The organism is Methylobacterium sp. BI1 (assembly GCF_056680125.1).
Genome location: NZ_CM155267.1, coordinates 3,367,635 through 3,382,724, shown reverse-complemented (window position 1 = coordinate 3,382,724; position 15,090 = coordinate 3,367,635). Strand labels below are relative to the sequence as shown.

Annotated in this window: 17 protein-coding genes; 8 read left to right on the top strand and 9 right to left on the bottom strand. The window is 72.1% G+C overall.

What is annotated here, in order from left to right:
- Window positions 1-128 precede the first annotated feature (128 nt).
- The 3 genes from AC1MGR_RS15900 to fae all read left to right on the top strand — a co-directional run bounded on the left by AC1MGR_RS15900 (window position 129) and on the right by fae (window position 2,642).
- Complete coding sequence (locus tag AC1MGR_RS15900) at window positions 129-1,040, top strand: RimK family alpha-L-glutamate ligase (protein ID WP_108038864.1); 912 nt, start codon at window positions 129-131, stop codon at window positions 1,038-1,040.
- Window positions 1,037-1,882: a triphosphoribosyl-dephospho-CoA synthase gene (locus AC1MGR_RS15895; protein ID WP_480232223.1), complete on the top strand. Its 846-nt coding sequence runs from the start codon at window positions 1,037-1,039 to the stop codon at window positions 1,880-1,882. Before AC1MGR_RS15900 ends, AC1MGR_RS15895 begins: the two co-directional genes overlap by 4 nt.
- A 247-nt stretch (window positions 1,883-2,129) precedes the next feature.
- Entirely contained in the window at window positions 2,130-2,642 is a 513-nt protein-coding gene (gene fae, locus AC1MGR_RS15890; protein ID WP_056183739.1) for a formaldehyde-activating enzyme, read from the top strand.
- Between the two features lie 246 nt (window positions 2,643-2,888).
- Here fae and AC1MGR_RS15885 read toward each other — a convergent pair whose 3' ends face one another.
- Window positions 2,889-3,572 carry a HisA/HisF-related TIM barrel protein gene (locus AC1MGR_RS15885; protein WP_108038994.1) on the bottom strand — a complete coding sequence of 228 codons (684 nt, stop codon included), beginning with the start codon at window positions 3,570-3,572 and terminating at the stop codon, window positions 2,889-2,891.
- Window positions 3,573-3,640: 68 nt separating this feature from the next.
- On the opposite strand from AC1MGR_RS15885, the gene AC1MGR_RS15880 reads away from it, so the two are divergent.
- Both AC1MGR_RS15880 and AC1MGR_RS15875 read left to right on the top strand, forming a co-directional pair.
- Window positions 3,641-4,672: a hydantoinase/oxoprolinase family protein gene (locus AC1MGR_RS15880; protein ID WP_480232222.1), complete on the top strand. Its 1,032-nt coding sequence runs from the start codon at window positions 3,641-3,643 to the stop codon at window positions 4,670-4,672.
- Between the two features lie 24 nt (window positions 4,673-4,696).
- On the top strand, window positions 4,697-4,897 hold the full coding sequence (locus AC1MGR_RS15875; protein ID WP_108038859.1) for a hypothetical protein: 201 nt from the start codon (window positions 4,697-4,699) through the stop codon (window positions 4,895-4,897).
- 210 nt (window positions 4,898-5,107) lie between these two features.
- Here the strand turns inward: AC1MGR_RS15875 and AC1MGR_RS15870 are convergent, their stop codons facing one another.
- Window positions 5,108-5,821, bottom strand: coding sequence for a helix-turn-helix transcriptional regulator (locus tag AC1MGR_RS15870; protein WP_480232221.1), 714 nt, complete (start codon window positions 5,819-5,821; stop codon window positions 5,108-5,110).
- 86 nt (window positions 5,822-5,907) lie between these two features.
- Here AC1MGR_RS15870 and AC1MGR_RS15865 point away from each other — a divergent pair, with 86 nt between their 5' ends.
- Entirely contained in the window at window positions 5,908-6,321 is a 414-nt protein-coding gene (locus AC1MGR_RS15865; RefSeq protein ID WP_480232220.1) for a VOC family protein, read from the top strand.
- A 175-nt stretch (window positions 6,322-6,496) separates the two neighbouring features.
- On the opposite strand, the gene AC1MGR_RS15860 is transcribed toward AC1MGR_RS15865, so the two are convergent.
- The 7 genes from AC1MGR_RS15860 to AC1MGR_RS15830 all read right to left on the bottom strand — a co-directional run bounded on the left by AC1MGR_RS15860 (window position 6,497) and on the right by AC1MGR_RS15830 (window position 12,312).
- A complete protein-coding gene (locus AC1MGR_RS15860; RefSeq protein ID WP_480234814.1) occupies window positions 6,497-7,417 on the bottom strand; it encodes a beta-propeller fold lactonase family protein in 921 nt (306 codons plus the stop codon).
- Between the two features lie 53 nt (window positions 7,418-7,470).
- The gene (locus AC1MGR_RS15855) at window positions 7,471-8,007 is read right to left on the bottom strand and encodes an SRPBCC family protein (RefSeq protein ID WP_243910543.1); all 537 of its coding nucleotides are present in this window, start codon (window positions 8,005-8,007) and stop codon (window positions 7,471-7,473) included.
- A 30-nt stretch (window positions 8,008-8,037) separates the two neighbouring features.
- The gene (locus tag AC1MGR_RS15850; RefSeq protein WP_108038851.1) at window positions 8,038-8,634 is read right to left on the bottom strand and encodes a DUF447 domain-containing protein; all 597 of its coding nucleotides are present in this window, start codon (window positions 8,632-8,634) and stop codon (window positions 8,038-8,040) included.
- A gap of 4 nt (window positions 8,635-8,638) precedes the next feature.
- Window positions 8,639-10,231, bottom strand: a complete 1,593-nt coding sequence (locus tag AC1MGR_RS15845) for a DUF6513 domain-containing protein (protein WP_480232219.1) — start codon at window positions 10,229-10,231, stop codon at window positions 8,639-8,641.
- Entirely contained in the window at window positions 10,228-10,839 is a 612-nt protein-coding gene (locus AC1MGR_RS15840; RefSeq protein WP_480232218.1) for an amino acid kinase family protein, read from the bottom strand. Before AC1MGR_RS15840 ends, AC1MGR_RS15845 begins: the two co-directional genes overlap by 4 nt.
- On the bottom strand, window positions 10,839-11,582 hold the full coding sequence (locus AC1MGR_RS15835) for a (5-formylfuran-3-yl)methyl phosphate synthase (RefSeq protein WP_480232217.1): 744 nt from the start codon (window positions 11,580-11,582) through the stop codon (window positions 10,839-10,841). The genes AC1MGR_RS15840 and AC1MGR_RS15835 overlap by 1 nt, the downstream gene beginning before the upstream one ends.
- A 187-nt stretch (window positions 11,583-11,769) precedes the next feature.
- Window positions 11,770-12,312: a DUF3280 domain-containing protein gene (locus tag AC1MGR_RS15830; RefSeq protein ID WP_480232216.1), complete on the bottom strand. Its 543-nt coding sequence runs from the start codon at window positions 12,310-12,312 to the stop codon at window positions 11,770-11,772.
- Between the two features lie 242 nt (window positions 12,313-12,554).
- On the opposite strand from AC1MGR_RS15830, the gene AC1MGR_RS15825 reads away from it, so the two are divergent.
- Entirely contained in the window at window positions 12,555-13,802 is a 1,248-nt protein-coding gene (locus AC1MGR_RS15825; protein ID WP_480232215.1) for an ABC transporter substrate-binding protein, read from the top strand.
- A 206-nt stretch (window positions 13,803-14,008) separates the two neighbouring features.
- A complete protein-coding gene (locus AC1MGR_RS15820) occupies window positions 14,009-14,980 on the top strand; it encodes a YVTN family beta-propeller repeat protein (protein WP_480232214.1) in 972 nt (323 codons plus the stop codon).
- The last annotated feature ends 110 nt before the right edge of the window (window positions 14,981-15,090 follow it).

Here is a 15,090-nt window from a genome sequence, read left to right as displayed (position 1 = left end):
GCCTCGCGGAGCGAGGCGGGAGAGGGGGCGACCTCTCCGGACAGGGCGCTCCCCTCATCCGACCCGCTGACGCGGGCCACCTTCTCCCGCAGGGGGAGAAGGAACCAACGTCGAGGTTGTGAGAAAGCATGCGGATCGGGCTCGCGGCCGATAACGGCAACTGGCACAAGGCGCGCCTGAGGGCCGCCCTCGAACAGCTCGGCGCCGCGCCGGTGCTGTTCTCCATGGCCGACGTCGCGGTGGTGACGGGGGGCCCCGAGCCCCTGCGGGTGCCCGGCTTCGCGACCCTGCCGGACGGCGTTCTCCTGCGCACGATCGCGGGGGGCACCTTCGAGGCGACCACCATGCGTCTCGGCGTGCTGCATGCCCTGGTGGCCAGCGGCACGACCGTGTGGAATTCCCCGAGCGCGATCGAGCGCTCCGTCGACAAGGCGATGACGAGCCTGCTCATCGACCGGGCCGGCCTGCCGACCCCGGAGACCTACGTGCTCTCGAAGCGGGACGCCGCCGCCGAGGTCGTGGCCCGGGAGGCCCGTCCCGGCCGCCCCCTGGTGCTGAAGCCGCTCTTCGGCTCGCAGGGTGAGGGCCTCCAGCTGATCGAGCGGCCGGAGGACCTGCCCGACGAGGAGGCGGTGTCCCGGGTCTACTATCTCCAGCGCTACATCGCCCGCAGCGACGGTCTCTGGCGCGACTACCGGGTCTTCGTCTGCGAGGGCCGCGCCATCGCGGGCATGATCCGCGAGGGCGACGGCTGGATCACCAACGTCCATCGCGGGGGCCGGCCCCTGGCCTGGGCGATGCCGCCCGCCGCGGCCGAGCTCGCCGAGCGCGCCGCCGCCGCGGTCGGCGTCGACTATTCCGGGATCGACCTCGTCGAGGACGGGCAGGGGGGCTACCTCGTGCTGGAGGTGAACTCGATGCCGGCCTGGTCCGGGCTGCAGCAGGTGACCGAGGTCGACATCGCCCTCGCGGTCGCCCGCGGCTTCCTCAACGCCGTGCGGGCCGCCCGGCCGCCCCGCCTCGTCGCGGCCCTCGGATGATCGCGCCCGGGGCCGTCGCCGCCGCCTACCGCGCGAGTTGCCTCGACGAGCTCGACGCCCTGAAGCCCGGCAACGTCCACGCCTTCGCCGACGGCCACCGCATGGCGGTGGCGGATTTCATGACGAGCGCCGAGGTCTCGGCCCCGGCCCTGGCGGAGGCGGGGGCGCCGGTCGGCCGGCGCGTGCTGCGGGCGGTCGAGGCGACGATGGACCGCGTCGGCCAGAACACCAACCTCGGCATCCTGCTCCTCTGCGCGCCCCTCGCCCGGGCGGCGGAGGCGGCCTCTCCGCTGCACGCCGCCCTCGCCACCGTGCTCGACGGCTTCGATGCCGCCGATGCCCGCGACGTCTTCGCGGCGATCCGCCGGGCCAATCCGGGGGGCCTCGGACGGGCCGAGCGCCACGACGTCACCGATTCGCAGGGTCCCGATCCAAAAGTCCCGGCCTCGCTCCGGGCCGCCATGGCGGAGGCCGCCCCGCGCGACGCCATCGCGCGGGCCTACGTGACCGGGTTCGCCGACCTGTTCGCGATCGGGCTGCCGGCCCTGGCGGCGGCCCGGGCGCGGGATCTCAGCCCGCCCTGGTGCACCACCGCCCTGTATCTCGCCTACCTCGCCCGGGTGCCCGACAGCCACGTGGCGCGCAAGCACGGCCCCGACCGGGCGGAGGCCCTGCGGGCCGAGGCCGAGGCGCTGCTCGCCCTCGACCTCGCCACGGCTCCCGTGGAGGCCCTGCTCGGCCGGGACCGGGCCTGGAAGGCGGCCCGACTCAATCCCGGCACCAGCGCGGACTTCACGGTGGCGACGCTGTTCCTCGACCGGCTCCTCGGGGCCGGAGCCTGAATTCCGGGGGCGGAACGGGATTTCCGGGCCTCAAACGAAGGTTCCGTACACCGATGAATAAATTGCCAGGCCGACCGGCCTGCGCAGGGTTGTTCCCGGCAAGGCCCCAGAGTAGGGTCCGCGCCGCGATCCGGGCTAACCGGTCCGGTCCCTCGATGGACTGGACGCCGTGAACAAGGATAGCTGCCGGCCGCCCCCTGAGCTCGGGAGCGGCCACGTCTTTTCAAGACTTTGGGAGAAACCCCACATGGCGAAGATCAACAAGGTTATGGTCGGCGAGGCCCTCGTCGGTGATGGCAACGAAGTCGCCCACATCGATCTCATCATCGGACCGCGCGGTTCGCCGGCCGAAGCCGCCTTCTGCAACGGCCTCGTGAACAACAAGCACGGCTTCACCAGCCTGCTCGCGGTCATCGCGCCGAACCTGCCCTGCAAGCCGAACACCCTGATGTTCAACAAGGTCACCATCAACGACGCCCGTCAGGCCGTCCAGATGTTCGGCCCCGCCCAGCACGGCGTCGCCAAGGCCGTTCAGGATTGCGTGGCCGAGGGCACGATTCCCGCCGACGAGGCCGACGACCTGTTCATCCTGGTCGGCGTGTTCATCCACTGGGAAGCGGCCGACGACGCCAAGATCCAGAAGTACAACTACGACGCCGTGAAGCTCTCCATCGAGCGCGCCGTCAAGGGCGAGCCCACCGCCGCCGTCGTCACCGAGCAGCGCAACTCCGCTTCGCACCCCTTCGCGTCGAACGCTTAGATCGGGGGCAGTCCTGGGCAGAGCGCGCCTCCGCCCGCACCGCGGGGCCTGCTCCAGCGACTGGCTTCCATCTTCCTCGGACGATGAACACGACACGGGGCGGCCTTCGGGCCGCCCCTCTTTTTTTACGGATCCCGGGCGGCCTTCGGGCCGCCCCTCCTTTTTGGATCTCTGCGGCCTTCGGGCCGCCCCTTTTTTTTGGATCTCCGGCGGCCTTCGGGCCGCCCCTCTTTCTTGCGCGGGCGCTCAGCCGCGCAGCGTCCCGTCGTGGATCGCGGAGGCCACCAGGGCGCCGGCCACGCCGCGGCTTCGCAGGGCCGCGATGTCCGCCGGGCCCCGCACCCCGCCGGCCGCGTAGAGGCGCGTCGCCGGGCTCGACGCCGCCACCGCCGCCAGCCGGTCGAGATCCGGCCCGGCGCCCACGCCGATCCGCCCCAGGGTCATCACGATGACGTCCCGCGGCCAGTGGGCCGGCGTGTCGTGCAGCGCGGCGGGACCGAGGCGCTCGCCCTCCCGCGTGTCGAGGGAGAACACCGCCCGGTCGCCCAGGGCGCGGACGAGGCCGGCATCCCCCTGGCTCTCGCTGCCGATCACCGGCCGGCCGAGACCGGCGGCGAGGAAGGCCTCGACCCCGGCGGGGTCCGCAAATCCCGCATCGACCCAGAGGGTGGTGCCGGGGCAGGCGGCCGCGATGGCGGCGAGGCTCGCCCCGTCGGGGGCCGCCCCGTCGACGATCGCGTCGAGGTCGGCCACGTAGAGGATCCGGGCCGCCACCGCCGCCAGCAGCCCGCGGGCCACGTCCGCCGGCGCCGACCCCTTTGCCAAGGGCGTGACGATCGGGGCATAGGAGGCGCGGTCCCCGGCCCGCGCCCGCACCACGGCTCCGTGGCGCAGGTCGAGCACCGGAATGATCTCGAATTCGTCCGCCATCCCGCTTCCTCCCGCGTTCAGGCCCGCCCGTGACACCACCATCCGGATCTCCCGCCGCATCCCCTGACATGCCGGTGATCGGCTGGGATCTCGGCGGGGTCCATGTCAAGGCGGCCCTGGTCCGCGACGGCCGCGTCGAGGCGGTGGTGCAGGCGCCCTGCCGCCTCTGGCGCGGGCTTCCCGCCCTCGACGAGACCCTGGCGCAGCTGCCCGACTGGACGCGGGATCCGGCCGACCACGTCGTCACCATGACGGGGGAACTCACCGACTGCTTCGCCGGCCGCACCGACGGCGTGCGGCAGATCTCCGCCTTGGCCGCCGCGACGCTCACCGGCCGGGTGCGGATCTATGGCGGCCGCTCCGGCCTGCTCGCCCCCGAAGCCGCCGCCGCGCACGCCGCCGCGATCGCCTCGGCGAACTGGCACGCCACCGCCGCCCTGATCGGGCGCCACGTCGCCGACGGGCTCCTCGTGGATATCGGCTCCACCACCGCCGACCTGATCCCGATCGCGGACGGGGCGCCGGTGGCAGCCGGCTACAGCGACGCCGAGCGCCTGGAGACGGGGGAGCTCGTCTATACCGGGGTGGTGCGCTCGCACCTCGTGGCGCTGGCCGACCACGCCCCGTTCCGGGGCCGGCGCACCGGCCTGATGGCCGAGACCTTCGCCACGGCCGCCGACATCCACCGCATCCTCGGCGACCTGCCGGAGGGCGCGGACCAGCAGCACAGCGTCGACCTGAAGGGCAAGTCGCTGCCCGAGAGCGAGACCCGCCTCGCCCGCATCGTCGGCCGCGACCGCCACGAGGGCAGCGCCGCCGAGTGGCGCGCCCTGGCGGCGCATTTCGCCGAACGGCAACTCCGGCTGCTGCACGATGCGGCGGCCCTGGTGCTCTCGCAGCGCCCCCTGCCGGACGGGGCGCCCGTGGTGGTCTGCGGCGCCGGCCGCTTCCTCGCCGAACGGCTGGCCGCGCGCCTCGGCCGGCCGGCCGTCGCCTTCACCGACCTGATCGCCGGCCGCCTCGCCGAGGCCGGGGCCAACTGGGCCTCGACCTGCGGCCCCGCCGTCGCGGTGGCGCTGCTGGCCGCCGATCCCACCTGAGTTCCCGGAGGAGAGACCCCGCGCATGAGCACGCCGCAGAAACTCGCCCGCATCCTCGCTAGCCGCTCCGGCGGCGGCATCGAACTGGCCCTCGCCACGGAATCCGGCCAGACCCTGCGGGTGCTGGCGACGTCGGACCAGATCGACATGCTGGTGGACGAGCTGGAGGACATCCTGAACTCGCCGGAGGAGCCCGACGCCCCGGAGCCGCCCGCGGCGGCGTGAGGTGCAGGGGGGGTTGCAGACTCCCGTGGTCGGCGCCCGACGCCCGGTCCCCTCCGTTTGCGCCCCCTCCGAGCCCCTCGGACGGTTCGCTTCGCGGGAGCCGGGGAGAGGAGGGACTCCGTCTGGACCCGGTGGATTTTCACGGGTCCGTGTCCGAGCCCCGAGACCGTCGAAGCGGACGCTGTCGGACGGGCGGGGTTCGTCCTGCCGTCAGCCGCCAGGACGTCGTGCCGGAGACGCGTCCCCGTTCTCCAACGCGTCGAGATAAGCCCGCAGCAGCGAGGCCCGTCGCGGCCGGAAGCTGCCGCCCTCGGCACAGGCTTCGACGATCCGATCGATCCGGAACATCCGGAACGCCTCGCGCAGACGGCACCAGGCCAGAACGACCATCCGCCGCTCCGTGTACACGAGCGCCAGAGGCAGGATCGTGCGCTGCGTGGCCGAGCCGTGTTCGTCCGTGTAGCGGATGGCGAGCGCTTCTTCCCGCCAGCAGGCCTGCCGGATCAACTCCAAGCCCCGTACGGGTGGATAGCGCGCATCGGGCCGGTAGGCCTTCGACACGGCATGAAACAGGTGTTGCTCGCGATCGTCCGGAAGGGTTGCGGCGACCTTGGCCACCACCGATGCCGCCGCCGCCGCGAGTGCGGGATCGCCCATGCCGCGCACCTCCGCCATGCCGAGCGCCAACGCCTCGATCTCGAGGCGGTCAAAGGTCTGCGGCGGCAGCGCGTAATCCTCGGTCAACCGGTAGCCGTAGCCCCGCTCGCCGTCGATCCGGGCACCCGCCGCCCGTAGGCTGTCGATGTCCCGGTACAGCGAGCGCACGGAGACGCCGGTCTCCTCCGCGAGCCGTGCGGCCGTCACGGGTTTGGGCAGGGTGCGCATTGCGTGGAGGAGACGGAAAAGGCGATCGCTCCGTGCCATCGGTCTACTGCCGGTTTCTGTCAGGTAGGGCTTGGTACATCCCGGTCGCGGGGCAGGACAACACGCCCCGCGCATCGGAGAGCGCCATGACTGTCCAGACGACGACTCATCTCAATTTCCGCGGGCAGGCCCGCGAGGCCCTCGACTTCTACCGCTCCGTCTTCGGGGGCGAGCTGACGATCGTCACGTACGGAGACCTGGGGGCGACACAGGACGCGGCGCCGGCCGAGCATGTGATCTGGGGCCAGGTGGCGTCCGATCAGGGATTCCGGATCATGGCCTATGACGTGCAGCCGGAGAAGGCGTGGAACCCGGGCGAGAACGCGTTCTACGTCTCGGTCCGGGGCACCTCGGCAGAAGAGATCACCGTTCACTGGGAGAAGCTTCGCGTCGGCGCATCGGTCTTACAGCCGCTCGGCGCCTCGGCATGGTCTCCGCTCTACGGGATGCTGACGGATCGGTTCGGCGTGACCTGGGTCATAGACGTGACGGCCGCCTGACCGGACAGAGCGGTTGGCGGGCGATGAGTTTGTCCGCCGTCTGGCATCGGAGCCGACGTCGTGGGCGCCGGAGGTGTCGGGTCGGAGGCGGAACGTCCGCTTCGGGGCGACGGGCCAGGGTCCGCTCTCCAACCCGATCCGGCACGTCGCGGGCGGCGCACCGGGTCTCCGACACTCACCGCAGGAAATCCCCGAAGGACCGCGGCCCGTCCGGGACCTTGATCTCGCCCGTGACCTTGAGCGTCGTCGCGTCGATCAGGCTCAGGGTGTTCGAGCCCCAGTTCGCCACCGTCACGGTGCGGCCGTCGCGGGAGGCGGCGATGCCCTCCGGGTGGTCGCCGACCTCGATTGCCGCCACGTTGGTGAGGGTCTTCAGGTTGAACACCGTGACGGTGCCCGAATACTGGTCGGTGACGAAGCCGCGCGGGCCGGCCAGCGCGATGACGTAGGGCCGCTCGCCCGTGGTCACCCGACCGATCTCCTGCCGGCCGGGCACGTCGATCACCGAGACGTCGTTCGAGGTCACGTTGGCGGTGTAGGCGCGGGCGCCCTCGGCATCGAGGGTGATGCCGAACGGATGTTGCCCGACCGGGATCTTCTGGACTTCCCGGGCCGTGGCCACGTCCACCACCGAGACCGAATCCCCCTCGCGGTTGGCCACCAGGAGGGTGGCGCCGTCGGGCGTCACGGCGATGCCGGAGGGCGAGGCGCCGACCTGGATCTCGGTGTCGAGCCGCGCGCCGTCCGGCGAGACGACGAAGATGCGGCTGCCGTACCAGTCCGCGACGTAGACCGCGCCGGATTTCGGATTGACCGCGATGCCGAGGGGGCCGCCGGGCAGGGCGAGGGTGCCCGTCACCGTGCGGCTGGCGAGATCGACCACGGCGAGGCCCGGCCCCTCGGGGCGGGTCACGAAGGCCGTGCGGCGGTCGGGGGAGAGGGCGATGCCGGCGGGCGCACCGTCGATCGGGATCTGGGCGGCCACGCTGCCGGCCTCGAGATCGACGATCGCCAGGGTGTTGGCGCCCTGCGCGGTGACGAGGGCCTCGTCGGCCCGTGCCGGCGCAGCGAGCAGCAGCAGGCCGAGCCAGGCCAGGCTGGGGAGGAGAGGGCCGGCGAAGCGCCGGCCCGTCCCCGTTCGCGATGCGATCAAGAACCGCTCTTCTCGATCTTGGCCTTCAGGGCGTCGAGGCCGGTGCGGTAGAGGCCGCGCACGGCCTTCTGCGAGGCCTCGTCGTTCAGCTCGGGCGGCGGGTCGTTGTTCATGTAGCCGCGGTAGAAGGCGCCGTCCCAGGCGACCTTGGACTTGCCGCCACCGGCATCCTCGACCTTGATGGTGGAGGAGTAGTCGTTGACCGGCAGGGTCTTCACGTCGACCTTGGTGATCCGGTACGAGTAGCTCATCTTCTCGGCGGAGTACTTGTACAGTTCCTCGTCCACCGTGGCGCCGCCCTTGAGCGTCAGCGTCCGGGTGGCCTTGATCTCGTTGCCGCCCTTGCCCTCGGTCTTCTCGACCGGCGGCAGCCAGCTCATGTCCTGGAAGTTGCCGATCACGGCCCAGACCTTGTCCGGGGCCGCGTTGATCTCGACGGTCTCCTCGACCTTCTTGCGGGTCGGGCCGTGCGCCTGGGCGCCGAACGACACCAGGGCGAAGGCCGCCACGGTCGTCAGAGTGAGAAACTTCATCGGGTCTTCGTCTCCTCGGGAAAGCACGTTCTAGGGTGCTGGGGGGGAACGCTCGAGGATGCGGTCGTCGCGGCCGAGGGCCGCGGCGACCTTGTCCTCGATCCAGTCCCAGGCCTCGCGCTCGGCGGGCCCGGCGGTCTTGGCGATCGCGATGGCGTGGTAGCGCATCTCGGTCAGGATCTTGTCGGGCTCCAGCATGTGCAGCCGGGTGGAGAGGATCGCCGCCTCCAGCACCGCCGCCTGCGCCCGGTTGTAGCCGATGAACGGCACGTGTGCCGCCGCATGGACCATCCGTCCCCGGTAGCGGGGTCGCACGGGATCGTCCTCGATCGCCGCCACCTCGAACTCGGCATGGCCGAAGCTCTCGGCGAGGCGCCGGCCGGGGATCCGCTCGCAGGGCACGGTCGCCCAGTCGCGCCGCCCGGTCACGGCCCCGGCGATCACCCGCACGTCGCTCGGGCTGGAGGCGGCGAAGACAGGGTTGTCGGCAAGGTTGAGGATGGTGGGGGAGGGCCGGAACGGGGCCAGGATCCAGTCCGCGCCGTCCTGGATCAGCCCGAACGGCACGAGGTGCAGCGCGCCGGCCTGGTCGGTGGTGGTGACGACGGTCTCGAGGATCAGGGGCATGGGGTCACGCCTTTCCCGTCGCGGCGCGTTTCGCGTCGGGCACGAACGTGCCGCAGACGATGCGGCCGCCGCCCTCTGGCGGCGTCTCCGACACCGCGTCGCCGGCCCCGGTCTCTCCCGGCCCCGTCGTCTCCGGCGCGGCCGCGCCGGCCTCGGGCGGCGTCGCGTCGCGGGCCGCGATCTCGGTAGCGGCCGGGCCGGAATGCTTGGTGTGGCCGGCCTTCTTGAAGGCGGTGGTGTCCTCCACCTCGGCATCGGCGGCCGCGCCCCAGGCCAGGGCCTCGTCCTGGACGTAGCGCTTGCCCAGCCGCCAGGCGGTCTCGGCCTTGGTCAGCTCGCCGCCGAGGTAGAAGGCGTGGGCGCCGTCGCTCCCCACGGTGCCGGTCCTCTGGAGGTCGGGGAAGAAGGCCATCGCGTCGGTGCCGACCGCGTGGAGGTCGCGGTTGAAGACGTGGATCCCGTCCTCGGCCACGGCGATGCGGTAGTTCGGGTCCTTCACCTCGGCCGCCTGGGCCGCGATCTCGTCCGGGGTCTGGACGTAGGGCCGCTTGTCGTGGAGCGCCAGCAGGGCGCGACCGTAGCCCTTGGGCAGGGCCGAATCGGCGCGGGCCGCGAACATCACCCGGCGGGCGGCGTCGTGCTCCTCCACCGTCCGGCGGGTGTGGTTCGAGACCTGGACGATGAGCACGTTGCGGATGGCGAGCTCCGAGCACATCCCGACCAGGAGGGCAGTGACGCCCAGGCTGTCGGCCTCCGTGAGTTCGGTGAGGTTGCCGGTCCCCATCATCATCTCGATGCCGGGCCAGCGCCGCCGGGTCTCGTGGTAGCGGGTGATCGATTCGACGAAGCCGAAATGGATCGGCTCCAGGATCGGGTCGGCCATGTAGGGCCGCCCCGCCTTCTCCATGCGTTCGATGGCGCGGTCGAGGGAGGACAGGTCGTCGGGGCGCACCGGCACCAGGACCGGCACGGCGTCGGTCTCGAAGGCGAGGTCGAGGGTCTGCTCGTTGAGGCTCAGCAGGTAGTCCGCCCCCGCCCGGGCGCCCCGGGTCAGCTCGTCGAGGGAGAACGAATCGACGCTGACCCTGAGCCCGGCGCCCTTGAGCAGGCGCACGCAATCCTCGAGATGCGGGAAATCGGTGTCCGGCAGGCCGCCGAGGTCGATCACGTCGGCCCCGCGGCGGGCGAGGTCGAGGCCCTTGGCCAGGATCTGCTCGGGCGTCATCTTCGAGGCGTCGACGATCTCGGAGAAGATGCGCAGGTCGTGGCGGGAGAGGTCGACCGTGCGGCCGGCGAGGCCGAGATAGGCCGGCAGGTCGACGATCTCGTCGGGGCCGCGCTCCACCGGCAGGCCGAAATGCGCGGCCAGGGCCTCCGGGTTGGCCCGGCAGCGCCCGGGCAGGATGATGCGGCTGGCGCCCTCCGGGATCGTCACCCGGCGCCGGATGATCTCCTCCGTCATCAGGGCGGCGACCTTCACGCCGGCATCGGCGATGCTCCAGGCGAAGCGCTCCGGCGGCAGGGTGGCGGCGACCTTCTCCAGGCGCGCCTTGGCCATGCGGCCGGTGATGAAGACGAGGTGCTCGGGCGCGCTCATGCGGCGGCCCTTGTTGCGTCGGCCGCGGACGGAAAGGCCGCGCCGGGACCCAGGATGGCGATGCGCCCGGCATAGCGCGCCGCGAAGGCCGGGAAGGCCGCGTCGACGAAGCTGCGGGCGGCGAGATCCGCCCAGTCCGTCATCCCCGCCGGCCGGTCGGCAGATTTCACCAGGCAGCAGCGCGGCGCGCCGATCGCGGCGGCGAGCCAGAGGGCGAGGCTGTCGGAGGTGACGTCCCAGGTCTCGGGAATGTCGGGGTGGCCGGCCTTCAGGGCGGCCGGGTCCCAGACCGGAACCCGGCCGGACGCCAGGAGAGCGGTGATGGCCTCCGGGTCGCGGGCGGGGACGAGGCGCGGCTCGAGCTCCGAAAAGACCTCGGCCATGCGGCCCATGGCGTCGAGGGCGAGGCGGTGGGCGAGGGCATCGGAGACGCCGAGGGCCGCCTGGGCGGTTCGCACCGCCTCGGCGAAGGGTCCGCCGCCGGGGACGACGACGCAGGGTCCTGCGGCCCCGTCGGCGAGGTGCGCGAGACAGGCCCGCAGGCGGGGCGCATCGGCGACGAGGCTGCCGCCGAGCTTCACCACGGTCGGGGCGACCGGCGCCCGCATCAGGCGGCGTCCCGCCGGGCCGAGGCGCGGATCAGGCGCACGGCCTCCGCCACCCGGACGGGATCGAGGCCCTGCCGCCGGTCGCCGGCGGCGCAGAGGCCGCCGCGGAAGCCGAGGTAATGCGGACCGAGGGGGGCCAGGATCGCGATGTCGGTCAGCGCCAGGGAGCCGGCGAGACCCGAGACCAGACCATGGTCGCGGCAGGCGCGGGTGAAGGCCGCCAGCGCCGGCGGGGCCAGATGGTCGGTGAGCCGTCGGCCGTCCTTGCCCGCGGTGTCGATCATCGCGCCGAGGAAGCCGGCCCGACGCAGGCGAGGCACGAGGGCGGCGGCCTCGCCGGCCTCCGCGAACAGCACCGCGATCAGATGCCCGGAGGCCGCCATGGCGGCGCGGGCGAGGTCGTCCCCGGATGCGTCGTGACCCACGGCCACCTTCACCACGTCGACGCCGGTGGCCGCCATGGCGGCGATGGCGGGAACCAGGGCCGCCGGGTCCGGCTCGCCCGCCACGGCGCTGGCCAGGGTGCGGCCGCCCACCTGCGCCACGATGGCGCGGACGGTGGCAGGGGGGAGGGCGCCCAGCGCCCCGCGCTCGGGGTCCTTGGCATCGACGAGGTCGGCGCCCGCCCGGGTCGCGAGTTCCGCCTCGTCCGCGCTGCGCACGCTCACGAGGAGCCGCGGCGCCGGCGCGTCGGCGTCGAAGGACCGGAGATCGAAGGGTCGGGACACGCGGGGCACGGACATCAGCGCGGGTTTCGGTTGCTCGGGGCCTCGGGAGGAAGCCATCGACGACGCCCGGGTCGGGAAGCGCCGCGCCCAGAGAGGCGCGGCCGGGGCAGGTTCGGCCTCAAGCTGGCGCTTCCGGCCTGAACGGGGGCCTAGCGCATGGGCGGGGATAAGGGAAATCCCCGTCGTTCGAAACGCCGCCCGGTCAGGACCGGTTCGGCAGGGGCTCGGTGAGGAGGCGGTTCTTCACCACCCAGCGCATGGCATGGGCCCAGGTGTCGTCGGTGTCGGCGCGGATCACCACCCGGCCGCCGCGGATGACCTTGCCGGTGGCGGCCTCCGCGATGGTGACGGTGAGGTTGAAGATCTGGTTGGAGCCCTTCTCGACGTAGCCGCTGACCGCGAGGTCGGCCCCCAGGGTCTTGGCGATGGTGGCGGCGCAGCCGTCGCACTTGTAGAGGGGCGCCTGCTTGGCGATCTCGGCCGCCTGGGGGGCGACGTCCACGGGCTCGATGCTGTCGGCCAGGGCCTTGCGCAGTTCGTCCGTGACGAGGCCGAGGCGCCGGACCTCGTCGGGCCGGGCCTTGCGCCCGCCGACCACGCCGGGATCGAACAGTTCGACCCCGAAGATCGCGGCCTTTTCCGGCGCGGCCTGGGCGGGGGCCGCGAAGGCGCCGGCGGCGAGGAGGGCGGCGAGCCCGAGCGCTGAGCGGACCGGAGACGGGGCCATGATCGGAGACAGGGCCATGGACGAGGTACTCCGCTGAAGGCGGGGCCAGGAGGGACCGAGGGAACGCGCCGGGCGCCCGCACGATCCCGCCGGCCGATCAGTTCCGCGAGATCTGCCCGGAAACGGTCCGGCGCGCAAATGCCGCCGCGCCGCGGGATGGGGCGGGGCGGGGCGCAGGGCTTCGTACGGGGCGCCCTTAGGAACTGCTTAGCAATCCGCGATTGAGCGCGACGGCCCAATGTTGTTAGCCTCGCGGCTACATGCCCAGCCCCGCACGCCTCCTCCTCGCCCCGCTCGCCCTCAGCCTCGGGCTGTGCGGCCTCGCCCCGGCTTCGGCCCAGGGTCCCGCCTCGGCACAGGAGCCGGCCGCGGCGCCGGCCACACCGGCGATCCCCCCGAGCGAGACGCATATCGGCCTGATCTACCGGCCCGAGCCCGCGCCCTCCTCCTACGACGCCGAGGCGATCCCGGAGGACGAGGGCGTCGCCGGCGCCCGGATGGCGGTCAAGGACAACAACAACACCGGCCGCTTCACCAAGCAGACCTACGTCCTCGACGAGGTCGCCCTCGCGGGGGACCAGGACGGGGTGGCGGCGGCCCGCGACCTGGTGGGCCGGGGCATCCGCTACCTCGTGGTGGCGCTGCCGGCGGCCGAACTCCTCGCCATCGCGGACGCGCTGAAGGGGCAGGGCGTCACGATCTTCAACATCGCCGCCCCCGACGACCGCCTGCGCGGGGCCGATTGCCGCCGCAGCGTCTTCCACGTCCTGCCGAGCCGGGCGATGCAGACGGATGCGCTGGCGCAGTTCTTCACCCTGATGCGCTGGCGCAAGATGTTCCTGATCGTCGGGCCGCAGGAGAACGACCGCCTCTACGCCGAGGCCTTCAAGAACTCCGCGAAGAAATTCGCCCTGAAGATCAACGCCGAGAAACCCTGGACCTTCGGCCCCCTGGCCAAGGCGCGCGGCGACACCCCGACCCGCTCCGAGGCGATGGTGTTCACCCGGGGCCTCGACTACGACATCGCGGTGGTGGCCGACGAGGCCGGCGACTGGGGCGACTACGTTCCGTTCCGTACCGTCGACCCGCGCCCCGTGGCCGGCACGCAGGGGCTGATCGCCACGACCTGGCACCCGATGCTGGAGACCTGGGGCGCGGCCCAGGCGCAGAACCGCTTCCGCCGGCAGTCGGGGCGGCTGATGCGGCCCCTCGACTACCAGGCCTGGGCGGCGGTGCGCTCGGTGGGCGAGGCGGCGACCCAGAAGAAGACCGCCGACCCGGCGGTGCTCGCGCCCTACTTCGCCGATCCGGCCTTCAGCCTGCCGGCCTACAAGGGTGTCTCCCTGAGCTATCGCCCCTGGGACCACCAGCTGCGCCAGCCGATCATCGTGGTGCAGCCCAAGGCGATGGTGTCGGTGGCGCCCGAGCAGGGCTTCACACACCAACGCACGCCCCTCGACACCCTCGGCATCGACCTGCCGGAGACCACCTGCAAGTTCCCCGACTGATCCGTACCGTTGCCCGTCCCGTTGCCCGTCACATTCGCGCGAGGCCCGGATCCGCGGGGCCGCCTGCGGCAACACGGTCTCCCACCCGCTTGCGGTCCCGCGCTCCCCGTGAGACGGGGCTGCACTATAGTAACGCCCAATCAATCGCGCACGAGACAGCGATGGCCCAGAGGAGGAACCCCATGAGCCGCGGCGACAGGACACACATGTCCGGATCGGTCCTGGGCCTGGCGCTGCTGGCCGGCGTTTCGCTGGCCAGCCCGGCGCAGGCCTATACGGTCTACGTCACCAACGAGAAGGGCAACTCGGTCAGCGTCATCGACACCGAGACGATGGCGGTGACCGGGACCTGGAAGGTCGGACGCCGCCCGCGCGGCGTCACCACCAGCAAGGACGGCAAGGAGCTGTTCGTCTGCGCCAGCGACGACGACCGCATCGACGTGCTCGACACCAGCACCGGCAAGGTCGTGCGCTCCCTGCGCTCGGGGCCCGACCCGGAGCAGTTCATCCTCGGGCCCCAGGGCAACCTGCTCTACGTCGCCAACGAGGACGACAGCCAGGTCACCGTCATCGACATCGAGAAGAACAAGGTCATGGCCGAGGTGCCGGTGGGCGTCGAGCCCGAGGGCATGGGCCTGTCGCCGGACGGCAAGATCCTGGTGAACACGTCCGAGACCACCAACATGGCCCACTTCATCGACACCACGACCTTCGCGGTGATCGACAACGTGCTGGTCGATGCCCGCCCGCGCTTCGCCGAGTTCACGGCGGACGGGAAGTATCTCTGGGTCTCGGCCGAGGTCGGCGGCACCATCAGCGTCATCGACGTCGCCGCCCGCCGGGTGATCCAGAAGATCACCTTCAAGATTCCGAGCGTGAACGACGAGGCGATCCAGCCCGTGGGCATCCGCATCACCAGGGACGGCAGCAAGGCCTTCGTGGCCCTCGGCCCGGCCAACCGCATCGCGGTGATCGACGCCAAGTCCTACGCCGTGGAGAAGTATCTCCCCGTGGGCCAGCGCGTCTGGCAGCTCGCCTTCACCCCGGACCAGAAGCTGCTCTTCTCCACCAACGGCTCCTCGAACGACATCTCGGTCGTGGACGTGGCGGCCGAGAAGGTGGTGAAGAGCATCCCCGTGGGGCTTCTGCCCTGGGGGGTGGCGGTCTCGCCGAACTAGGCAGCATCCCATCGGCCATGCTTCCGGATGGGCTCATCCGCGTTTCCGGCAGCTGGACGCGTCCCTCTCCCCCTTGTGGGGAGAGGTCAGGAGTGGGGGGGTGCCGCCGG